The sequence below is a fragment of the Myroides sp. LJL119 genome (assembly GCF_054871605.1).
Genome location: NZ_JBTXLO010000011.1, coordinates 1 through 21,571, shown reverse-complemented (window position 1 = coordinate 21,571; position 21,571 = coordinate 1). Strand labels below are relative to the sequence as shown.

The window sequence follows — 21,571 nt, the reverse complement described above, 5'->3', positions numbered from 1 at the left end:
AAACAGATGAAATACTAAAAAAGCAAAACATATATAAACACATCTTAGCCTGTGTAATAAACTGTCTTTTGTGTAATCTTTTTTTATCCGCCTTTTTTTCTGCTTAAAAACAGGCTCAACTACATCTTAAAAAAATAGCTAATATGTTTTTAAGTCTTCTACCTGATAGCCTGTGTCTTAATAAATTTCTAGCTTAGTAAACTCTTGTCTTAGTAAACTCTTGTCTTAATAAACCTTTGTATTAATAAATCTCTGGCTAATAGTCTATATCTAATAACTAATACATAAACCTATTGTTACAACTTAAATAAGCTATTTACATAATACTAAAATCAAATTAAAGAGCTTTTTATTTTCATATAAGCCTCTTTATAAGTATTGGTAATTCGCAAGTTTTTATCGCCTATATAGACACTAGTTTTTTCATAGGAATCTATTTTATGTAGATGAATAATTTCAGATCGATTTATTTGTAAAAAAGTGTGTTTGGGTAAATAAGACTTTATTTTTTTTAGCGTAATTAAAGTCACTAATGGAGCATCTTGCCTTTGTGTGAAAATCTTCACATAATCTCCCATACTTTGTAAGAATAAAATTTCACTAAAATAAACCTTGATTTGTTTAGAGTTTATCTTGACAAATAAAAAGGAATCCTGTAAATCTTGCTCCTTGGTTATCTTTGTTAAATGTATATCAGCTAGTTTATTGGCGATAATTTTAAAGTCCTGTAAACCGTAGGGCTTTAATAAATAAAATACGCTAGGGTCTTGTAACTCCTCTTGCAAGAAAGAGGCATAAGCTGTTACAAAAACGATTTTGGGTTTTTCCGCAAACTGTTCAATTAACTTAGCTAATTCAACACCATTGAAATCGGGCATATGTATATCCAAAAAAATACAATCTACAAATGATTCTGATAAATACTTTAGAGCCTTAGCTGCAGAATTAAAAGTCCCTTTTAACTCTAAAAAATCTACTTGAGCGACTTTTCTTTCAATCATTTGTAATGCTAGGGGCTCATCATCAATTGCAATGCAACTTATTTTCATAGTAGTTTAATTTTTAAAACACAGTGATATTGATCGTTTTCAGTCCAGTTTTTCAATTCATAAGCATCCTTGTAAGCTATATCTAATCGCTTTTTAGTATTGTTAATTCCAATACCTGTTGACTTGTTGTCTTGCAAGGCAGCAAACCAGTTATTTTGAGTGTGTAAAACAAAATAATCCTGTTGAAAGTAAGTAGCTATCTTTACACAACATTCCTTGTCATTGCTTATACCATGTTTAAAGCAATTCTCTACAAAGGTCAACAAAACCATGGGAATAATTTTCACCTTCCCGTTTTCACTTGTTAAACTAAAATTAGTTGACACATTAAAGGAAAGTCTATGCTTGATGAGTTCTAAGTAATTGGATATAAACAAAGTTTCCTCCTGAAGAGTGACATACTGGGTGTTTTCTTTATTCAGTACATAACGCATCATTTTTGATAAACTAACAAGAGCTTGTTGGGATTGAGCAACATCAATATAGGTTAAAGCATAAATGGTATTAAGGGAATTGAAGAAAAAATGAGGATGTATCTGAGCCTTTAAACTATCTAATTCTGCTTTGATTTTAGAGTCTTGCAACTTTTGATTTTTTTGTTTTTCTAAATCCCATCTTTTATAAAGATGATTTAAATAACCAACTCCAAAGATAATACCAGTTAAAAGCAACAGGTAATAATTTATATAGGATTTATGATCCTTAGCTATATACTGGCTATTAGGATAAATGCTATTATAAACTAGCTTTCTAACCTCTAACACATTTTCAATAGTATTCATTATAATAACAATTACTACAAAAAGTCCTATTAAAGATAGCAAGTAAGTTATATTTATTTTATTTGTTACTACTTTGGGTATGATAACTAAGGTATTTAAGTAATAGGCTGCAAGTAAAACAAAGAAAAGAATAAAATGATATAGGTGGTAAAACAGTGGTAAGTCAACAGGATACAACAGTGGTATTACCCCTAAAAGTATGATGGCTAGAATCAACCACCCTATAATTTCTAACCAAATATTTTTCTGAGAAACTTTCAATTCTTTATTACACTTTAAAAACACTACAAACTAAACCCTTTTTGATCTTTTTAATACAAGTACTTATCGAGTATTAGCCCAAACTCATCGAATAGATAATCTAACAGGCGAAAATTAATACATATTTGCCTGATCAAAAAAATAACATTTATTTCTTAAGTTTTTCCTTAGATAACAATTTAAAATAAACATCCGTATGAACCTTTCCCTATTTATTATGACCACTGTTTTAATACTGACAGTAATCTCTCCATTTGCTCTTTATTACGCGCAACAAATAGCCAAGAAAAAAGATTATTCAAAACATCGAAAATTACAAAATATTATCTTTATTGTCTGTGTTATAGGGGTATTATCTTTAGAGATTTTAATACGCTTCTCTGGTGGTTCTGGTAGCCTAGCCTCTACAGGTAAGTATTTCGGAACGACTTTTTTTAGTTTAATACTTATATCACATATCCTTGTGGCAGTAGGTAGTTACATACTATGGACCTATTTGATAATAGTATCTAATAGAAAGTTTAAAAAAACTTTACCAGGAAAATTTTCTAAAACACATAAGCAAATAGGAATACTTATTTTCTTTGGTCTTCTATACACAGCCATTACCGCTGTTATGGTATATTCGATGAGCTTAAATTTAGTATAGTTAATTTTATAATTACTAACTCTAGACCCCCTAAGGGCTTATCTAAAAAAATAAATCACCAAAATAAATAGCAATAAACAAACTAAATTACTACCCATTAACAAATTAAATGATTAACTAAAGCATTTTTTTGTTTCTTAAAATCACATTTACAAATAAAAAATCTACTTACAACTAAGTAGATTTTTTTTTATTACACTATTCATTAATCCTTTTTCTCTATTGGTTTGTGCTCCACCCTTAATAAAAGCTCATCTACTTTTATATCGTAAGTAAACACATCTTGAGTCAATTCAACGATAGAAACTATACTTTCAAAATCAATTGCCCCATCTTGATTTCTACCCAATAAGGTCCTTTGTTTACCATCTAAAGAAACATACCAATCTCCTTGATATTTAACCTTGGTATTATCGCCATGCTCGGTTATTAAAAAGGTTCCGTTTGCGTATTTTCCTTCATCATTTTTAGGAAAGTACTTTCCTGGATTATTATCAAGGTAATAAGCATCACCAGAAAGATTAAGAGCCGGTGGCACAGACTTATCTAATTCTTTAGCCGAATCAATGCCATTGGTTATATCTAACACTTTGGTGGTTTCCCATTCTACTGCGGCTAGAACTTCAGACGCAGTTTTAGGCTCAGGATGATCCGTTACAGGCTGGTGCTCCACATTGTATTTAATTAAAGGATCTATAGTATCGGCTATTTCAAAGGTGAATTTATTATTGGTTAACTCCAACAAATCCACACTATCTTTGTATATAATCTCATTGTTGGAATCATATACTGCTAAATATCTTTTTATAGGATTATCCTTTATCTCCCATAATCCAAAGATCTTAGAGTTATCGTTAAAGTCAATAATTCTAAAGGTTCCGTCTGCCTTATAATAAGCATAACCTGCATACATAGCCCCAGGAAGGGAATCAAGGCTAATATCATTACCATTGTTGTCTACAATTTTTGTGGTAATCCATACATGGCTAGATAATATTTCCGATGCTGTTTTATCCATACCCGGAGCGTTGAAATTCGGATCATTTGTACAAGAAGTAATTAACATACTTGTCAGTACAACGCCTAATACAAAAAATAGCTTTAAAAACGTCTTTTTCATTTTATTTAATTTTTAATTAGTATATATATCAAAAATAAACTATAATCACCTATAAATTACACTAACACTAATAAATAACCAATAATAATGATTAAAAATTAATAAAACAAAATATTGTATTCCATAAAATTTTGGATATTCTATATGGATAGAGAAATTAATTCCAATTAAAAAAAGTAATTAAAACGCAACTTATATTAAAATGAAATAGGATATAAATTTTGTTAAATATCAAATTCTCTTAGAATGAAAAACCTTAAAGCAAAAGGGTAGTTTTTAGCAAACCCTAATAATCCAAAAAAGCTAATCATTACGCTAATACCTGCCGTTAAAAACAAATACAAATCCAACTAAATAACTACCTCTACGCCATTAGAATTATTAAAAGTAACAGATTATAGTTTTTTTTTAATTTTTAATCCTCACATAATAAAAGACTTATAAAAAAGATAGATTTTTTTCTTATATTTTTTCCCTGAACCCCTTGTAAATACGATAAAATACACTACTTTTGCCACAGCAATATCCAAAAAGATATATGCACTGGAGAAATGGCAGAGTGGTCGAATGCGGCGGTCTTGAAAACCGTTGACTGTCACAGGTCCGGGGGTTCGAATCCCTCTTTCTCCGCTGATTTATAAAAGATAACTTTTTAAAAGTCATCAAAAAAGCACAAAACCTATAACTTACAATGAGTTATAGGTTTTTTCTTTTTTAGAGATTAATCTCAAAACCTGTGTAAGAGTAGTTTTATCTTCGCTCATATCCTTAATACTCCATCCTATTACCTTACTATCCTATAAATCTATGATCGTAGTTAGATAGACAAAGCCACCTTTAATGGCAATCTAGGTAATACCAGACACCCATGCTTTAGCTAGAGCATTTTGTATAAATTGTCGATCCAAGAGATTATTGGCTACTAAATAACTGTATTTATAATCTATATTAATACGAAATTTATTCGCCCAATTGCTCTTTAATCCTAACTACTTCATATACTTAGTCACAGTTGGATCCGATACTTTAACCCCTCTAGCTTTTAATTCTGCAGCTATTCTAGGACTCCCATAACGCTGTTTAGACTCAAAGTAAACCTCTGATATTGTCTTCTTAAGTTCTTCTTTTTCTTGCTTTTGCTTACTCTTTGAAGACCGCTTCAAGGCTTATAACTACTTCTACCTTCCTGTAATACTTAGCGTATTTTTAAGAGTAGGGAATTCGCTTTCATGATTTAAGATAAAAGTGTAAATCACTTGTGGGTATAGGAAAAAATGCGTAGAGCTTTTTTAAATATTTCATGATTTAACTTACCATCTGCTAAGTTGTTTTCATATACCCTAATTCTTTCTTGCCCAGGAGATAATTTGACATTATCATTTATAGGGAAACTCGTTTAAGGGGCTTTTGTTGCTTAAAAGCACTATTTATATACTAGCATTTAGCTAATACCTAATTCTTAGGACTAATTCTGATTTGTTTTTCTTTTTTTAGCTAACTCCACTGTGTAACGCTTAAACTTTTGCAGCGTAACATTTACTTGTACTACTCCTAATTCAAAGACATATTTTATGTTTAACTCACTCTCCGAACTAAGTTAAGAACTCCAATTCTCTGCTTCATAAAATCAATAGAGGTACCAAAAACATTTAACTTATACAGTAACTCTTAATTTATTGTTTAAGCAATATACATATTGTATTTCAGGTATAATTGGAACAATGGTAATTTTGAACAAGTATTAAAACAAATAGTTAAACAGTCTCTTGGCATAAATAAACATAATTCTTAAGAAAAGTAGATCAATTTAGCTCGCACTATTTGATGCATCACCTTTTAGTTTTCTAATATATTCCGAGGGAGACTCACCCGATACTTTTTTAAAATTGATCGTAAAACGACTATGAGAAGCAAAACCAGAGCATTTTGCTAGATAACTAATTTTGTACTCACGAAATTTTGGCTGGGTGTTTAAACAATCTAAAATATAATTTATGCGTAAATCATTTATATACGAAGTAAAACTCATACCTTGATGTTTATTAATTACATGAGATAAATACCGCCGATTCTCTCCTATCTTATTTGCAAGTTCTGCTAATGAAAAATCGGTCTGTAAAAAGTCTAAAGACTTTTCAAATTCTTCTAGTTTACTTTTTATTTCAGCCTCCTTTTGCTCAGATATATAGAATTTATCACTTTGGGCAAAATCAATAATATCTTGGGCTAAAAATTTAGAAGAATCCATTTTGGATTTATAGGTGTTTTCTTGATTTATCAAAGGTCTATTTGAAATAAACACAGATTTATAAAACAGGAATACCAAAAAAACACAAATAAAGATAATACAAGCTCCCGCAATTAAGGCTAAATAGATCTGCTCGTCACCGGTCCTAACACCTTTTATTAAACTAAAAATCAAACACTTACCACTCATAGTTAATTATCCTTTTTTCCAATCTACATCAAATCATTATTTTTATTCTGTACAATTTCTACTTATATAGGCGTTTATTTTTTTTTATGACCAATATAATTACATTTATAAGGCATAACAAAACCCTAAGGCATTATTTTTCAAAACTATTGCTATTGAAAAACAAATAGGTAACGCCTTAGAATTTTCTGCTTTTTTAATTTATTAAACCAGCTCTAACTTACTGGTGTTTAATTGCCATTTCCAAGCTGTTCTTAAAGACTCCTCAACGCTTGTTTGTGCCTTCCAATTAAGTTCTCTCTCGGCTTTATCTACATTAGCGTACGCAATTGTGATGTCTCCCTGTCTTCTAGGGGCTATACTAAATGGAACTTGAATTTGATTTACTTTTTCAAAACACTTTACAATTTCTAACACAGAGGTTCCTTTACCTGTTCCTAGATTAAAGATTTTTAAATCCTGGTTCTGTTTTGAATCAAGTAAGTTTTGTAGAGCTGCAAGATGTGCCTTGGCTAAATCTCCCACATAAATATAGTCTCTTATTGCTGTTCCATCCTGGGTTGGGTAATCATCTCCCCAAATATTCAAATACTCCCTAATCCCAGCAGCTGTTTGCATCACATAAGGAATCAAATTATTTGGTATACCATTTGGCAGCTCTCCGATTAACCCAGAAGGATGAGCTCCAATTGGATTAAAATAACGCAATAATGTCGCTTTTTTATGATATGCTTTTACAAAGTCTGCTATTATATCCTCTCCCATTTGCTTGGTTCTTCCATAACACGATTCGGATCTTTTTAAAGCAGTTTGCTCATTTATAGGCATTATATCTGCTTGACCGTATACCGTACAAGAGGAACTAAAGATAAGATTTGTAACTTGTGTTTTTTGCATTGCTTTTAAAACACTAACAAGACTTCCAATATTGTTCTCATAATAATCAATCGGAGAAGCTTCGCTCTCTGATACAGACTTATAAGCCGCAAAGTGTATTACACCATCAAAATGATGACTTTGAAAAACTCGCAAAGTTAATTCCTGATCCTTTAGATCATAAGGATAAAAATCTACTGTTTTTCCAGTTATCTTTTGGATATTTTCCAATACTTGAATTCTAGAATTTGATAAATCATCTATTATCACCACCTTAAAGTCGCTGTTTAAAAGCTCAACAACCGTATGTGAACCAATAAATCCAAGTCCACCTGTTACCAATATTTTTTTCATATTATAATGTTTTATTGATCCAAATAATAACTTCTATGCGCTGGTCCATCCACAGCGTGTTTCATAGAGGACTCAAGCCTCTGCTGATAATATTGTTCGTAGTCTTTTGTATAATGAGCATCTGGAACTACATTTAGATCAAAAACTACATCCACAAATTCTTGATCTTTTAAATTCCCATAAATACTTACAATATGTTTGACATATCCTATATTTTTAGTACTATCATAACTAAGGGTTAATTTACCCTCTCGACCAGCTGGTATGGTTTGTATATTAGACTTACTAGGAATAATACACCCACAAGAGACAATAAGGTCTTTGAGTCTAAAGGCCGTATCTCCCAGGTTCTTAATGGTAAAGACCAGTTCTAGTTCCCTACCTTGCTCAATGGGATAGTAATGCCTATTGTTATCTATTACTTCAAGCTGGGTTTGTTTTAATTCTGATTTTGAACATCCTACCAATAAACTGGCAAAAATCCCAACTAGTAGTATAATTTTTTTTAATACCTTCATTATTGATCCGTTAATTGTATTTCATCCATAACAACCGCTGTTCTTGCTGCTAGTTTATTAACTATCTTAAAACGCAATTGTTCTATATTTGTTAAATCAATGGATTCCCTTACGGTTATAATTTGAGAATCCGATTTGGTGTTTTCCAGGGAAATTTGCGCTATTATTTGATAATCCCCCCAGATCTCAATAATAGATGGAGTCACAAAATGGTGTTTTTGATCCACTAAGAATCGAAATTCTACATCTTTTATACCTTGCAAATCCCCGGTAAACACACCTAGTTCTATATTTGGTTGGTGATTTATAACCCAACCTATATGGTAATCATTTTGATAACCTATAACACCATTGTTTAATAGATTAAATTCACTATCATTTTCTAGCCATTTTCTACCCAAAAGTAAATTTGGCTTTTCAACCCACGTTAAAAGCTCCTGCCAAAATTCTAAGTATTCACCTAAGTCTCCCTTGTGCTCTTTATAGTTATGTATGTCAAAAGACTTTGCTTTTTCCAAATCCTTTAAATAAGTATAAACTTGTGGATTTATAACAAAACCAGAGGCATTAGGTTTTAAAAAACCATTTGTATCTGTCTTTTGTAAATAAGCAATCTGTAGTGCAGAAAAACTTAAAGCAGAAATAACTTTATTAAGTTTTGATTGTTCCTCTAGACTAGCTTGAGGGTAAACTTGTTTTAAATCTTGGTATAACCTTAGTAGCTTTTGTGTATCTAAATACGTGTTTAAATTACTTGTCATAGATCCATAGATATCATAAGGTGTGTTTTTAATCTCAAAGTTTTTTTCTAGTTCCACATAATAGCTTAATAAAACATCCTTAGATGCAGGGTAGAATTTACCCAAGTAATCTTCTATTAGCTTATAGATATCTTTTTGAGTATCTTTCAATAAGTTGCTAATCACATAGGTATGTAAGTCCTGTAAAAAAGAATAATCATATCCTGAGCCGTTAAAAAAAACACCTGTAACTCCGATTTGCTTAAAGAACTCCAGTTGCTTTTGTATACTACTTAATGCTGGTAGTGGACTCATGTAATCATCATAATTGCAACTATAATCCCATAGGTAAATATTTTTAGTTCGTTTATTCCAGTTGTGAATCTGGTCTACAAAATCTTTGGTAGCTTTCTTTGCAAGGTTCTGTGTTAAATCAATGCCTTTCTCTAAATCTATAGTACTGATAAACACACCCGTGTTTTTTGGAAGATTCTGTTGTGCAATATCCTTAGTTGTGCGATAAGCAACCAGATAAAAAGCATGATTTTCGAAACGATTACTTAATTTACTTAACAAGTCAACCACCGCACTTGTCGCGCTTTTTTTTGTATTTCCTAACTCCAGGCACACCTGACACTGACAAACAATATCATTATCCAAAGGCGTAATCATAAAATTAACCCCTTGTTTATTTTCACCATCACCATGATTATCGATAATATACTGGGTTAAATCCTGAAAAAGTGCTTGGGATGAGAAACACAATTGTTGGGGATTTCTTTCTTGAGAATCTAAGGCAAAACTATCCTGTGATAAGGGTTTATAACTTGATAATACTTTTATTAAATTATGTCCCCATATGGCCCAATCAAGCTCCACGTTGTTGTTTGCCAATACCCCTGATTGATCTTCAATTAAATTAGATAAATAATAGGGTTCACGATAAGAGAAATCCATTTTCAAGCACTCCTTGAAAAAATTAACCTGATTAACAGGTAAATCAAATGCATCTATTCTTTTATCCTCTTGGGATATTGCCTCAATAAGGCAATAGGTAATCCAAGTGGCAATAGATTTATTTTTTACATTAATAAAAAGTTGGTCCTTTTTCTTTTCAACGCAATAATCGGTTTGTAAATTTGGATCGATCTGCCAAAAAATTCGCAACACATTACTTAAATTCCCTTTGGGTTGTTGATCTTTAAAATACACAACTCCCGATGTACTGATTCGCTTGGTAAGATGAGAATAAAAGTAATTAGCAAACTCCTGGCTGTTGTGATTCTCACTAAAATCAACCAGGTAATAATCCGCCTTTAAACCCGGAGTATTATTGGCCTGGCAACCTATCATGGAAACACACCAAAAAAGAATTATTATTTTAATACATCTAAAAGGCAACATTCAAGCTAAAATAAAAATTAAATAAATTTCTAAAATTCTGGTCATCGACTTTATAATTATACCAAGTCCCCAGTGCTTTTCCAGAGACGTTCTTGTAAATCAAGAACCCATAACCAAGTCCCAAATTCGTATTTAAAACAGAAAAACTATCATATATACTGTAGTCAATATACTCCGCATCTGGAGAGGTTCCAATTGAGGCTAACCCTGTTAAGAAATGCTTAGAGGATGATAAATAATAATTGGCGTTTAATGCCAAGTTATAGGAATAATCACTTTGCAAGAAATAGTTATTAAATCTTAAATTCAAAGAAAATTTATCCGCATATTTTGTAATTCCTCCTACTATATTAAACATTCCTTTATCCAAGGCTTGAACATTCTGGGTTTGATTAAACTTGCGGTATCCTACCCCAAGTTCTATCTGGGTTGAATTCCAAAAGTCAAATTCTCTATAAACAGATCCTCCTATTATAAAACGAGGAAAAAACTCATCCCCTATCCCTACATGTGCACTGGTTGAGATACGCTTTGTCCAAATTCGATCCCATTGTGCAAAACCCTGAAGTCCTTTACCTGTTTCACGAGCCGTGTAACCTAGTTTAGCACTATAGGTATTTTTATCTTGAAAACGTACGTATTGAACCTCTGTCACTGTGGTTTTAGCCACCTCCTGGTTATAACGACTGGTTAAATACTGAATTCCAATTTCATTTCGCTTACTTTTATACTCCAATTCTTCCAAGCGACTCTTAAAATCTTTTGCCTCTAAGATTCCTGGTTGATAAAAAGATAAATAGTAATAAGCCTTATCATACTCTTTGCGCTTTTCTAAAACAACTCCCTTTGTATAATTAAGGGTTCTACTAGTTGGAAAAAAAGACAAGGCCTGGTCGATGGTTTGCAAAGCCAAATCATTTTGATTTTGTTTGACTAAATCTAATGTATAGTCCTGTCCTATTTGCTCTAAAGTATTTAAAAGGTCTTTATGGTATGGATTTTCTTGCAGATCCTTAATCAAACCTTGGTAACTTTGGGCTAAATTTAATTCCTGTTTTTTATCTAAATTAATTGACTTAACTTTAAAAAACACTTCATTTGGGTAATTCGCCTTAGCTACACTTAGGTAGGAATCTGCTAAGTCTAGCTGCCCTGTTTGATTGGCTAAATTTATTGCATAGATAAGTGCTTGTTTGTTTACCGGGTCTTGTTTTAACCACATTTGCGCATACCTTAAAGCCTCTTGATACTCATATTGCTGGTTTAAATCCTTGATAATCTGAGTTAACATATCTTGGTAACCTCCCAGAAATCTTGGATGATCAAAACTATCTGTATCTTGTAAGATTAATTCAAAAGAAGATACCGCTCGTGGATAATTACCTTGTTTTAGATAAATATCCGCGCGCTTTAACAACAAATCGGTATCATTGGGGTTAAACAACATTAAATTAGTTAGGGTATTTAAAGCACTATTGTAATCCCCTAGATTATAATAGGATTTAAAGATACCTTGCTGAGCTAATCTATCTTGCTGCATATCCCCATAATGACTTAACTCATACCAACTAGCAATAGCCTCGACGTACCGCTCTTGCTCCATAAATTCTTTGGCCTCTTGATGAATAATTTCCAAGTAATCCTGTTTCAACTCTTCATCTTGATTATATGCCAAGAAAAGTTCTTTTACCAGAGTATTGGCCCTGGAGAAATTCCCCATTTTCTTATAAAGATTCATTTCTTGAATCAATAAATCTTTGGAATTACCATTAACGGCTTTAAACTTATTTAAATAAATAAGGGCCTGTTCATACTCATGCCTGGAGAGTAACTCGGCAAAAACAAAGCCGTAAGCCTCTGCATTGCCAGGACTAGTCTCAAGTACCTTTACATATAGTTCTAAAGGCTCTTTTGCCCTAGCACTTCTAGCGGCCTCTAAAAGATATACTCTATACTGTCCTTCTAACTTGTTTTCTTTTAAAAACGAGAGTAACTCCTCATAGCGCTTTTGCTGTTGTAAAAGAGCTATTTTTTTCTCCACTAAACTCCCTGACAATCCGAATTGTAAAAGCCCGCGATCCACATAACTCATTGCCGAATAATAATCGCCAATTTTTATAAAGTTATTTACCGCTTGTAGAAGATAATCCAATTGATTTGGATCTTGTTTTACTAACTCTAAGCTTTGCTCCATGACTTTATCCAGATTCCCAGCATTCTTATCTGCTATGATTTGAGTCTCGAGACTATATAAGTAGGAATCTCGGATTTTCTGGTTCTCTGGATAAATCTGGGCTAATCGCTTTTGTAATCTTCTAACCTCTACTTGATTACCTTGAAGGGCATAAAGGTCTATTTTTTTCTGCCAAAGAGACTCCAAATATGGAGACACTTCTAATAATTCATTCACATAGCAAATAGCACTAGAGTAGCGTTTTGTCTGCATCTCTAGGTTAACTAAAATATGTTTGGCATCTATATTATCGCTCTTAATATCTAATGCTTTAACTAACTCATAACGAGCTTTATCATATTGTTTATGATGAAAATAGTATTTCCCAAGTAACATTCTTATATCGGTATCATTGGGCGAACTCTGTACTTGTTTATCTAAAATTTCTTTACCCTGCTCCCATTGTCCATTGTTAAACATCCTATTAACATTTGTAACCGGATCTTGGTCGTTTATGTGTACCTGTTGTTTTTCTTGAGCCAATAGCTCTGGTGTGAAAACAAAAATCGGTAGGGTTAATAATAGGGTTTTTATGGATATTGTAAGTTTTCTCATTGTTGTTTCTAACTTTTTAATCGTTTTTCCTTAAAGCGCAATTTTATTTAGTCTCTAAGGTATTGGCCTCGTTTGAGAAGCCTTGTCTTGTCATATTACCCCAGGCAAAATTTCGCTTGAATAAAAACTCGAAATAGCCCTTAATACTAAATACAACAATTAAAGGATGGTAAATCATAGCCTCTAAAGAAGAAAAAAGTACCAACTTTATATAGTCCCAGTAGCTCTTATATTGTTTTTTTACCGATAAATCCAATGATATGGTCACCAAAGACATGGTAACTCCAATCATGTAAACAAATAACAACATCAACCAAAAAGTGTCAGAATTTAATTGATTGGTAAAAAGTAAAACCAGTAAAAATACGATACCCACAGCCTCAATTAAAGGAGCTAGAAACTCAAAGAATAAAGCATATGGTAGAACCACCATTCCCAACCTACCATACTTTTGATTAAATAAAAGTCTACGATGTACGATAAAAATCTGCAACAACCCTCTACCCCAGCGGGTACGCTGTCTTGCCAAAACTTTTAAGTTAGGAGGTCCTTCGGTCCAACAACAGGTCTCTGGTATTTGTACAATTTTATATTTTTTGCCTTGTCGTCTCATATATGAAATCATACGAATAGTCATATCCATATCCTCGGCATGTGAATCCGAATCATATCCTGCCGCCTCAATTACAATTCGGCGATCAAAAAGACCAAACCCACCAGAAACATTAGGAATTAAATTAAAGAAAGACCACCCCATCTTTGCTAGAAGATAAGATCGTAAATATTCTGTTTCTTGAAATAATGGTATACTACTTTTAGGAGGGTTCACCTGTACCATTTTACCTTTTTCTACCTGACAACCATTTACCATTCGCATAACCGCGCCAACGGCAATTACAGGAGTATTGGAGTCTAAAACAGGCAAAATAACTTTACTTAAAGTATCCGAGGCTAAGATGCAATCTACATCGGTATTAATAAAGTAATCGTATTGAGCTACATTTATACCGGCATTCATTGCATCGGCTTTGGTACCTCCGTTTACTTTATCTACTATTGTTAATCGTTTGTATAATTCGTTGGTGGATCTATAAACGGCATTAACCTGTTCACATTTAACCTTCTCGATATAGGGAAAAGGAATCTTTGTTAATTCAAAATTTTCAATTAGAAGCTCCAAAGTTTTATCTTTACTTCCGTCATTGACAATAATTACCTCAAAATTCGGATAATCTAAACTCAGTAAAGAGTTTACATTTTCAATAATAATTACTTCTTCATTATAAGCTGGAGCAACCACCGAAATTGCTGGCGCAATCTCTGGGTGTTGTTTTAATTTAACCTCCTCTTTGGTGGTATATCGACTCTTGTGCCGTTGGATATTAAAATAACCCGTTATTGCAAGACCAAGATATATGACCGTTACACTACAGGCGTAAAAGTAAATTAGATATTGATATATTGTAAATAAAATGTCCATACTTCAGTAAGCTTAGCTTATCTTTTTAGTGGTATTCATTTCAACATAAGCCACTAGTGATTTTTCAAACTCACTTTGAGTTTTACTTTTAATTCTTAAATAAGTGGTTCCCACTTGATCGGTTAAATATATTTGTGTTAATACACTAATGAGAATTTCCTTATTACTTGTTGTATGATAAATTTGTTCTAAAAAGGGTAAACATTTACTATTTCCAATTGCTCCAAGAGCTTTAATAATAGCAAACTGCACTTGCATCTCACTGAATTGGTAATCCGAGGTTAACAAATCAACCGCCTCACTGGCTTTTAATTCTCCAAGAGTTTCGACTATTTGCTTTTTTATAACCACGCTATCGGTTTCTATATAAGATTCAATTAAACGAGGAATACTATCGGTTTGTTTAAAAAAGCCGATTTCCTTGATTAAAAAAGCTTTATAACTTTCGTTTTTAGCCAAAGCTACCCAACGAATTAAACCAGGAAGAGTCTCGGTTTGTTGTCTTTTACATAAAGCGGTGTGTATTCTAACCTCGTCCAAAGGATTAAAGTCAGAGTCAAAATCATTTTCTAAAAACTTATAGGCATTATTGGAATTAAAATTCATAAACACACTCTTGGCATGCTTTCGAACTGTCTTTTGATTGGTACTTAATTTATGTGAAACTGCACTTCCTGAAACATTCTCCCCAAAGGTGTCTAATATGCGTAGGGTTTCAGCATTAGATTTCTCATTTTTATTAGACAAGCGATCCTCCCAATACTCAGGCAAACGCAAGGCTTTAAGTACCTGTTTATAGTTTTGTGTATTTAATTTCATTTATTCTCATTTACTAATTTCACAATCAGTTCGGTTATATATGCTTTCTCCCAATTTTTCATTTTATTGGAATCCAACCCTAGATCCTTCTCAATTTGTTTTCCATCTAAATAATCTTCTGAAAAAAGTATCTTTTTTAAAGGATCCTTAAATCGTTTTTCAATCTTGGTTCTTCGATCATCTTGTTGTCTTAACTTATATGCAACCCTAAAAATCTTTAACCAAGAAATAAAATACAGGATTCCCATTAACATGATAAGAATTACAGTCACTCGTATAATTGGCGCATAGCCGTAAAAGTGAGAACTTAAATAGTAGAAATAATAAGTGATGGTGTCCATTGTCATAAAATTAAGTAGACCACAAATATTGAAAGTTTTTAGATACAGAATAATGCAACATTTTACCTATTAAGTAAAACACCTTTGTTTAAACTGTTTCAAAACTGGAAAACTTAAAATAAACAATTGAAAATCAACTAACTACAATGAAACAAAAAAGTTGAAAAAATGAAAAAAAGTGCTTTTTCTAATTTTTTGCAACAAATTATGTCGTAAAAGCATTAGAATTTGATTTTTTTTGAAACCTCTTAAAATCTTAAAAAAGCACAGTAAGCAAGAAAATGCTTCTGGATAAGAAAAATGTGATAAAAAACACACCAATTACATAGTTTTCAATAAAATAGCCTTGTAATTGAAATAAATATTACTATTAAATAATATATTAAAGCATATTATTTATTTTTATGAAACTATCTAAAGATAGGTAATATTTATTAAATATAAGAATTTTTTTTAACAATAAGTCACTTTTTTAGAACTTTATTTTTACGTTAAAATTAGGACCCCATTTTAATTTAACTTTTTTAATGAATCCTAGGCCCACTTTATTGTAATAATTAACTAGTAAACACCACCTTAATCTATTAAATCCAGCTAATTATTTTTTATTATTACTTGTAAAACACACCTTTAATTACCCAATTTTCCTTTAAAAAGCTTTTTAAAAAAACAATATGTTCCAAACAATAAATAGGTGTTTTTTAAAAATACTTCCTTAAAAATTATACCATTTTGCCTATAAAATCACCTTGTAGATGGCTTTAAAAAAAAGATTAAAGTGCTTAGAGTTTTAAAATCCTTTTTTGCTTTTAAAAAAGGTTTTGATACATTATCTAACATACCGATACATAAAAACATTTAGAAAAAAGGGGATCTATCCATACTTTTAGGCTTTGTAAAATAGAGTACTCCCTTGATTTTTCAGTCTTTTTTAAAAATATTTCCCTACAAGCTTTTACTTTTTTATGGCTGCGCGGTATAAAACAAAGTATTGTTTATTAGTAAAAGCAACACTTGTTTTAATCTAGTGGTATTTAAAAAGTTAAAGCTACATTTCTTATTTTTTTGAATCTCCCCAATTTTCTTTTCAAGGGATTAAAGACCATTATAAAGGGTATTTTACTTTAACCCACTACTAAAAACAAAAAAACAGACTAATTACCTTAGGGGTAAAAAATCTGTTTTATCGAAAGAAAATAGGTCTTTTAATCGATTATAAAAAACCAGAAAGTTATTTTTTTTGAATTAGGATTCTAATATTTGTACAATTTGGGTAAAACCAAGTCTTTTAGCGTGCTGTAATGGGGTTATTCCCTTAGAGTCAGCAATATGCATATTTGCTCCTGCTTTTTTTAAGACTTTTAAGATATCTTGGTATACCTTGGTTCCATCTCCCAAAATAACAGCTTCCATCACAGCAGTCCATCCAAGGCGATTTACATGATTTATAGGGAAATCTGGTGTATTGGCCAGTACAATAACAGTTTGCAAATGTCCTTTCTCACAAGCAGGTATTAATGCAGTCCCATTATAACGATTAAAAACTTGAAAGTCTGCTCCATTTTTCAAATACAGCTCTACCAAAGATGTTTGACCTGTGGCTCCGGCAAGTAAAAACGGACTATCTAAATTCTTGGCCTGTTGATTTACATCGGCAGAAAAGCTAACAAGTAATTCTGCCATTTGTTTTGACTTGTTTTGTGTAGCCAAAAGCAATAAGGATTCTGCGTGTTTGTTTACTTGATTTACATCTTGTCCTTGTTCTAAGGCTTGCTTGACTTTTTCTAAGTCATTATTTTGCACCAATTCTATCATATTCCAATTCTTTGGGTTATCTCCAGATTCATTATTAGCCTGACAGGCGCCTAGGCTAAAGCATAAACTAAGTATTAAAACGATATTTTTCATAAGCTAATTTTTTAATAAACGATGTTTCCCTGAACAATCAAAGACTCCACATCACTAATTCTACTAACTGCTTCACTTGAACAAAGTGCGTCTATTAAAACTAAATCAGCTGAGTCACCAACCTTAGGCCACTGCATATCACCATTATCATTTAAAGGAAGAACTCCTTTGGTGGCTAATGCTAAACTACGAGATAAACCAAATTCATTGGTTTTTCTATAAAGCTGAGCCGCTAGATTTGCTTTTTGTAACACACTACCTGTTCCGGTGGTATCCCAGTGATCTATAATACTGTCATTCCCTGCGTAAACTTTTACATTCTTTTTAGCTAATTCCAAAATTGGCATTTTAAATCCAGTAAAAGGAATTGTGGATATGACCCCGATTTGATTATCACCAAGCTCGGTTGCTATCTCATTTAAATACCCAGGATCCATAAATGCTAAAGCAAAACCATGACTTACATAAGTTTTACCCTTTAGCTCTGGATTTTCTTTAACCTTGTTTATTAAATATTCAAAAGTTTTGGCTCCAGAATCTCCAGTCTCGTGTAAATGTATATCTATTCCCTTATTATAGGTCAAAGCTAAATCTATGGTTGCATCCATGGTAGGCTCCAAAGCTCCATCGATACTAGTTGGATCCAACCCACCAATGTAATCCACCCCCATTTGAGCAGCCTGTTTCATGTAAGGCAGTGAACTTGTATAAAACAATCCATGTTGAGGAAAGGCTACTAATTCACTTAAAAAACCATCTTGCTTTTGTTTTAAGGCAACTTCAAGATTCTCTAAAGATTTTAATTCACTGGTAGGTTCTATATTCACGTGAGATCTTGCAAAACCACTTCCCTTACTTTGTAACAACTCAATAAGCTTTTGGGCTCTATAGGTAGAATTTTCAAGCATTTTTGGTAAAATCTCTTGCTCTAAAGCAATCATCTGTTTTACCCCACCTTTCTTAGGTCTAGCCCCTTTCCATGGTTCCCCATAAAAAGTCTTATCCAGGTGAATATGCATATCACAAAACATTGGCAGGGCCAAATACCCTTTTGCATCCACTGCGTTAGCCAAAGGATCGTTTTGCATAATTTTAGTAATTACACCATTATCTATTTCAATGGTAAATAAATCCGATTTTGTAGACACTACTTGTTGATCTTCCCATTGAAAGCCTGTTTCTAATCGAAGATTTTTTATTTTATAGCTATCCATCTTTTTATTGTTTGTAGACTTTTTATTCTCCACCACCTTTTGGCTATCACTTGCTGCAGCCATCGAGGGCAACAAAGACAAAGAAGTTAAACCTAAAGCGGCGTTACGAATAAAAGCCTTACGTGATATATTTGAGTTTTCCATACAGTTATAATTTTATAATACAAAGCACGGGAAAAATAATTAAAACTGTTTTTACAAAAAATATCAAAATTTGCACTATTTATTTATTTTTTCTAAATGCACTAGGACTCATTGAAGTTTGGTTTTTAAATATACGGGTAAAGTAAGCTTGATCGCTAAACCCCAAATCATAAGCAATTTGTTTTATATCCAAATCCGAGTATAAAAGCATGCGTTTGGCCTGGGTGATAACTCTTTGATTAATAAGACATCCGGCAGATACTTTTAACTGTTTTTTACAAAGTACGTTTAAATAATTTGCCGAGACACCCAATTGTTTCGCAAAAAAACTCACCGCTTTGTGTTCTTTGTAATATTTATCAATTAGCATATTATACTTAGCTAATCTAGAATTGGATTGATATACTTTAAATTCTGTAAAATTCTCTTGCGCCTGTAAACTTGTAATAGCTGCGATAACCCCAGCTCTAGCCCGGATAAGGTCAGGTAATGGATTTTGCTTTTGTAGCTCGGTAGCTATTGCTTGTAATTCATAATGCAAAAGGTTATAATTCTGTAAAGTAAGTCTTATAACAGGGTTGTTTTGATAGTTGGTAAAAGAGAATCTAAAATACGGAGCGAATTGTTCAAAAAAATCCCTTTGAATCATTAATTGATAAGCAATCGTGCCATGATTTATATGCCAAGCGTGCATTTGCTCGGGAAACAAGACGTGTAACTCTTTATCTCCTATTGGATAATCTACCGAATCAATTTGATGAGTTCCCTTGCCTTTTTCAAATAAAATCAACACAAAGAAATCATGACTATGAGCGGTTTCAATAATATTTTCACGGTCAATTAAGTGAAAAACAACTTCCTTTATTCCAGCAACTTGCCTTACTCGAAATCCATCGATTGGTAGGGATTGGTTAATATTTAGCAGATTTTTACTGTTCATAGGAAAACGGGTTTAGCTAAAGATACTGTTTTTTGGCCAACTTGTATAAATTATCTCTTACCCTGTCTTGTAAAAAAGACTACTTAACTTATTGACCGCCTAATAATAACTGGTTAAAAGAAATCTTAAAAATAAACATGTAATGGTTTTTTTCACATACCAAATAAAATGCTTAAATTTAAGTATTAACCAAAAAGTATAATTTATGATTACCACAGAGAAAAGTTTATGGCAGGTTTTAGAGATTCTAAAAAAAAGAGGCTATACAAACGATTACAATCTATTAAAGCAAAACCAAAGCTTTACAGATGATAATCAACCCGTTAGAATCCAAGATCTGGTTATTGAAAAAGTATATCGTTTTGCTCCTTTAGATGATGCGGATGATGATTCGGTTCTCTATGCTATTAAAAACACGAAGGACGATTCGAAAGGTGTTTTTGTAAATGGTTATGGGGTATCAAGTGATCCAAAAAACGCTGTTATAATTGATCAAATCCCTCTTTTAGAAATAGATCCAGATGTAGACTGGACCAAATAAAAATGGCACTAAGCCAAGTAAGATGTAGATTAATCCAAAGCTTTAGTACCATATTGTATGGATGGGCTTTACAAAACCAAAGGCTATTTTATTATGAATTTAAAAGATTTACACACCCCTCACACCAGGGTGTCAGCTGTGGTACTTTTCAAGTCCCAAGATACCACTACGATAAGTTTAGAGTTTAAAAAAGATGCTCTTTTAAAAGAACATACAACACCAGTAAAAGCGCTATTATTATGCGTAGAGGGTTTAATTGTTTATCAACAAGAGGACCTAAAGCTGACTTTAAAACCAGGAGACTTTGTAAACATTGAACCTTTAGTTAAACACTGGGTTACGGCATTACAGGACTCACAAGCCGTTTTAATTAAGTAATCTGAAAAAAACAAACTAATAACTAATGAATCATTAAATAAAAAAACCAGTTTTTAAACTGGTTTTTTTATTTAATGATACCGATCAAAGTGGGTTTGGACTGACCCCAAAAAGTTGGACGAAGTTATGCAATCTTTTTAATATAATGAGCTCGGTATTCTACCGGGCTCATTCCATTTAAATTAATTCGTATTCGCTCGTTATTATAATATTTAATGTACTGTTTTATTTCCTGTGTCAACTCCAGTATGGAGTTGTATTTCTTTAGATAAAATAGTTCTGATTTCAATACTCCAAAGAAATTTTCGATTATAGCATTATCTAGGCAGTTTCCTTTTCTAGACATACTTTGTTTAGTATTATTCTTCTTTAATTTATCTTGGTACCTCTGTAATCTATATTGCCATCCTTGATCCGAATGAAGTATAGTTTCTATGTTAGTAGCCTTGTCTTTTCTTCTTCTTTTGAAGGCTTTACTGAGCATATCTAGAGTTTGCTTATAGTTTGGAGAAGTAGATAAATTATAACTAATTATCTCTCCATTAAATAAGTCTATTATTGGAGATAGGTATAATTTACTGCCCTTAACATTAAACTCTGTAACATCTGTAGCCCATTTTTGATGAGGCCTAGTTGCTTTAAAATCACGCTTTAGTATATTATCTGCTGCTTTACCTACATCTCCTTTAAAGGACTTGTACTTCTTAACTCTAATTACGCTTTTATGGCCTAATTGTTTCATTAGTTTTGCGACTGTTTTAAAGTTTACAGCTGTCTTGAGTTCTTTTCTAAGAAGCAGAGTAACTCTTCTATATCCATATAACCCTC

The 21,571-nt window shown here is 32.2% G+C and carries 19 protein-coding genes and 1 tRNA gene; 4 read left to right on the top strand and 16 right to left on the bottom strand.

What is annotated here, in order from left to right; all coding sequences use genetic code 11:
* Positions 1–332 precede the first annotated feature (332 nt).
* The gene (locus tag ACYSNV_RS11200; RefSeq protein ID WP_461762642.1) at positions 333–1,049 is read right to left on the bottom strand and encodes a LytR/AlgR family response regulator transcription factor; all 717 of its coding nucleotides are present in this window, start codon (positions 1,047–1,049) and stop codon (positions 333–335) included.
* Positions 1,046–2,092 (bottom strand): sensor histidine kinase, encoded by a 1,047-nt coding sequence (locus ACYSNV_RS11195; protein ID WP_461762641.1) that lies wholly within the window; start codon positions 2,090–2,092, stop codon positions 1,046–1,048. The genes ACYSNV_RS11200 and ACYSNV_RS11195 overlap by 4 nt, the downstream gene beginning before the upstream one ends.
* A gap of 196 nt (positions 2,093–2,288) precedes the next feature.
* On the opposite strand from ACYSNV_RS11195, the gene ACYSNV_RS11190 reads away from it, so the two are divergent.
* Positions 2,289–2,741 carry a DUF420 domain-containing protein gene (locus tag ACYSNV_RS11190; protein ID WP_461762640.1) on the top strand — a complete coding sequence of 151 codons (453 nt, stop codon included), beginning with the start codon at positions 2,289–2,291 and terminating at the stop codon, positions 2,739–2,741.
* Between the two features lie 205 nt (positions 2,742–2,946).
* On the opposite strand, the gene ACYSNV_RS11185 is transcribed toward ACYSNV_RS11190, so the two are convergent.
* On the bottom strand, positions 2,947–3,861 hold the full coding sequence (locus ACYSNV_RS11185) for a DUF4822 domain-containing protein (protein WP_461762639.1): 915 nt from the start codon (positions 3,859–3,861) through the stop codon (positions 2,947–2,949).
* A 545-nt stretch (positions 3,862–4,406) separates the two neighbouring features.
* Between ACYSNV_RS11185 and ACYSNV_RS11180 the strand changes: the two genes are divergently transcribed.
* A tRNA-Ser gene (locus ACYSNV_RS11180) sits at positions 4,407–4,491 on the top strand.
* A 359-nt stretch (positions 4,492–4,850) separates the two neighbouring features.
* Here ACYSNV_RS11180 and ACYSNV_RS11175 read toward each other — a convergent pair.
* The 12 genes from ACYSNV_RS11175 to ACYSNV_RS11120 all read right to left on the bottom strand — a co-directional run bounded on the left by ACYSNV_RS11175 (position 4,851) and on the right by ACYSNV_RS11120 (position 19,824).
* Positions 4,851–5,024, bottom strand: a complete 174-nt coding sequence (locus ACYSNV_RS11175) for an IS3 family transposase (RefSeq protein WP_461762638.1) — start codon at positions 5,022–5,024, stop codon at positions 4,851–4,853.
* Between the two features lie 644 nt (positions 5,025–5,668).
* Positions 5,669–6,298, bottom strand: a complete 630-nt coding sequence (locus ACYSNV_RS11170) for a helix-turn-helix domain-containing protein (RefSeq protein ID WP_461762637.1) — start codon at positions 6,296–6,298, stop codon at positions 5,669–5,671.
* A 204-nt stretch (positions 6,299–6,502) separates the two neighbouring features.
* Complete coding sequence (galE, locus tag ACYSNV_RS11165) at positions 6,503–7,528, bottom strand: UDP-glucose 4-epimerase GalE (protein ID WP_461762636.1); 1,026 nt, start codon at positions 7,526–7,528, stop codon at positions 6,503–6,505.
* An 11-nt stretch (positions 7,529–7,539) separates the two neighbouring features.
* Positions 7,540–8,046, bottom strand: coding sequence for a DUF1573 domain-containing protein (locus ACYSNV_RS11160; RefSeq protein WP_461762635.1), 507 nt, complete (start codon positions 8,044–8,046; stop codon positions 7,540–7,542).
* On the bottom strand, positions 8,046–10,139 hold the full coding sequence (locus tag ACYSNV_RS11155) for a DUF4838 domain-containing protein (protein WP_461762634.1): 2,094 nt from the start codon (positions 10,137–10,139) through the stop codon (positions 8,046–8,048). The genes ACYSNV_RS11160 and ACYSNV_RS11155 overlap by 1 nt, the downstream gene beginning before the upstream one ends.
* Before the next feature lie 37 nt (positions 10,140–10,176).
* The gene (locus tag ACYSNV_RS11150; protein ID WP_461762633.1) at positions 10,177–12,978 is read right to left on the bottom strand and encodes a tetratricopeptide repeat protein; all 2,802 of its coding nucleotides are present in this window, start codon (positions 12,976–12,978) and stop codon (positions 10,177–10,179) included.
* 43 nt (positions 12,979–13,021) lie between these two features.
* Positions 13,022–14,458 carry a glycosyltransferase family 2 protein gene (locus ACYSNV_RS11145; RefSeq protein WP_461762632.1) on the bottom strand — a complete coding sequence of 479 codons (1,437 nt, stop codon included), beginning with the start codon at positions 14,456–14,458 and terminating at the stop codon, positions 13,022–13,024.
* 12 nt (positions 14,459–14,470) lie between these two features.
* A complete protein-coding gene (locus ACYSNV_RS11140) occupies positions 14,471–15,277 on the bottom strand; it encodes a HEAT repeat domain-containing protein (protein WP_461762631.1) in 807 nt (268 codons plus the stop codon).
* Positions 15,274–15,618, bottom strand: a complete 345-nt coding sequence (locus ACYSNV_RS11135) for a hypothetical protein (protein ID WP_461762630.1) — start codon at positions 15,616–15,618, stop codon at positions 15,274–15,276. Before ACYSNV_RS11135 ends, ACYSNV_RS11140 begins: the two co-directional genes overlap by 4 nt.
* 1,245 nt (positions 15,619–16,863) lie before the next feature.
* The gene (locus ACYSNV_RS11130) at positions 16,864–17,526 is read right to left on the bottom strand and encodes an ankyrin repeat domain-containing protein (protein ID WP_461762629.1); all 663 of its coding nucleotides are present in this window, start codon (positions 17,524–17,526) and stop codon (positions 16,864–16,866) included.
* Between the two features lie 11 nt (positions 17,527–17,537).
* Complete coding sequence (locus ACYSNV_RS11125; protein ID WP_461762628.1) at positions 17,538–18,884, bottom strand: amidohydrolase; 1,347 nt, start codon at positions 18,882–18,884, stop codon at positions 17,538–17,540.
* A 79-nt stretch (positions 18,885–18,963) separates the two neighbouring features.
* Complete coding sequence (locus tag ACYSNV_RS11120; RefSeq protein ID WP_461762627.1) at positions 18,964–19,824, bottom strand: helix-turn-helix domain-containing protein; 861 nt, start codon at positions 19,822–19,824, stop codon at positions 18,964–18,966.
* Between the two features lie 205 nt (positions 19,825–20,029).
* On the opposite strand from ACYSNV_RS11120, the gene ACYSNV_RS11115 reads away from it, so the two are divergent.
* A complete protein-coding gene (locus ACYSNV_RS11115; protein WP_461762626.1) occupies positions 20,030–20,365 on the top strand; it encodes a hypothetical protein in 336 nt (111 codons plus the stop codon).
* A gap of 93 nt (positions 20,366–20,458) precedes the next feature.
* Positions 20,459–20,743 (top strand): cupin domain-containing protein, encoded by a 285-nt coding sequence (locus ACYSNV_RS11110; protein ID WP_461762625.1) that lies wholly within the window; start codon positions 20,459–20,461, stop codon positions 20,741–20,743.
* A 124-nt stretch (positions 20,744–20,867) separates the two neighbouring features.
* Here the strand turns inward: ACYSNV_RS11110 and ACYSNV_RS11105 are convergent.
* Positions 20,868–21,571, bottom strand: a 704-nt coding sequence (locus ACYSNV_RS11105; RefSeq protein WP_461762624.1) for an IS3 family transposase, incomplete at its 5' end; no start/stop codon positions are given.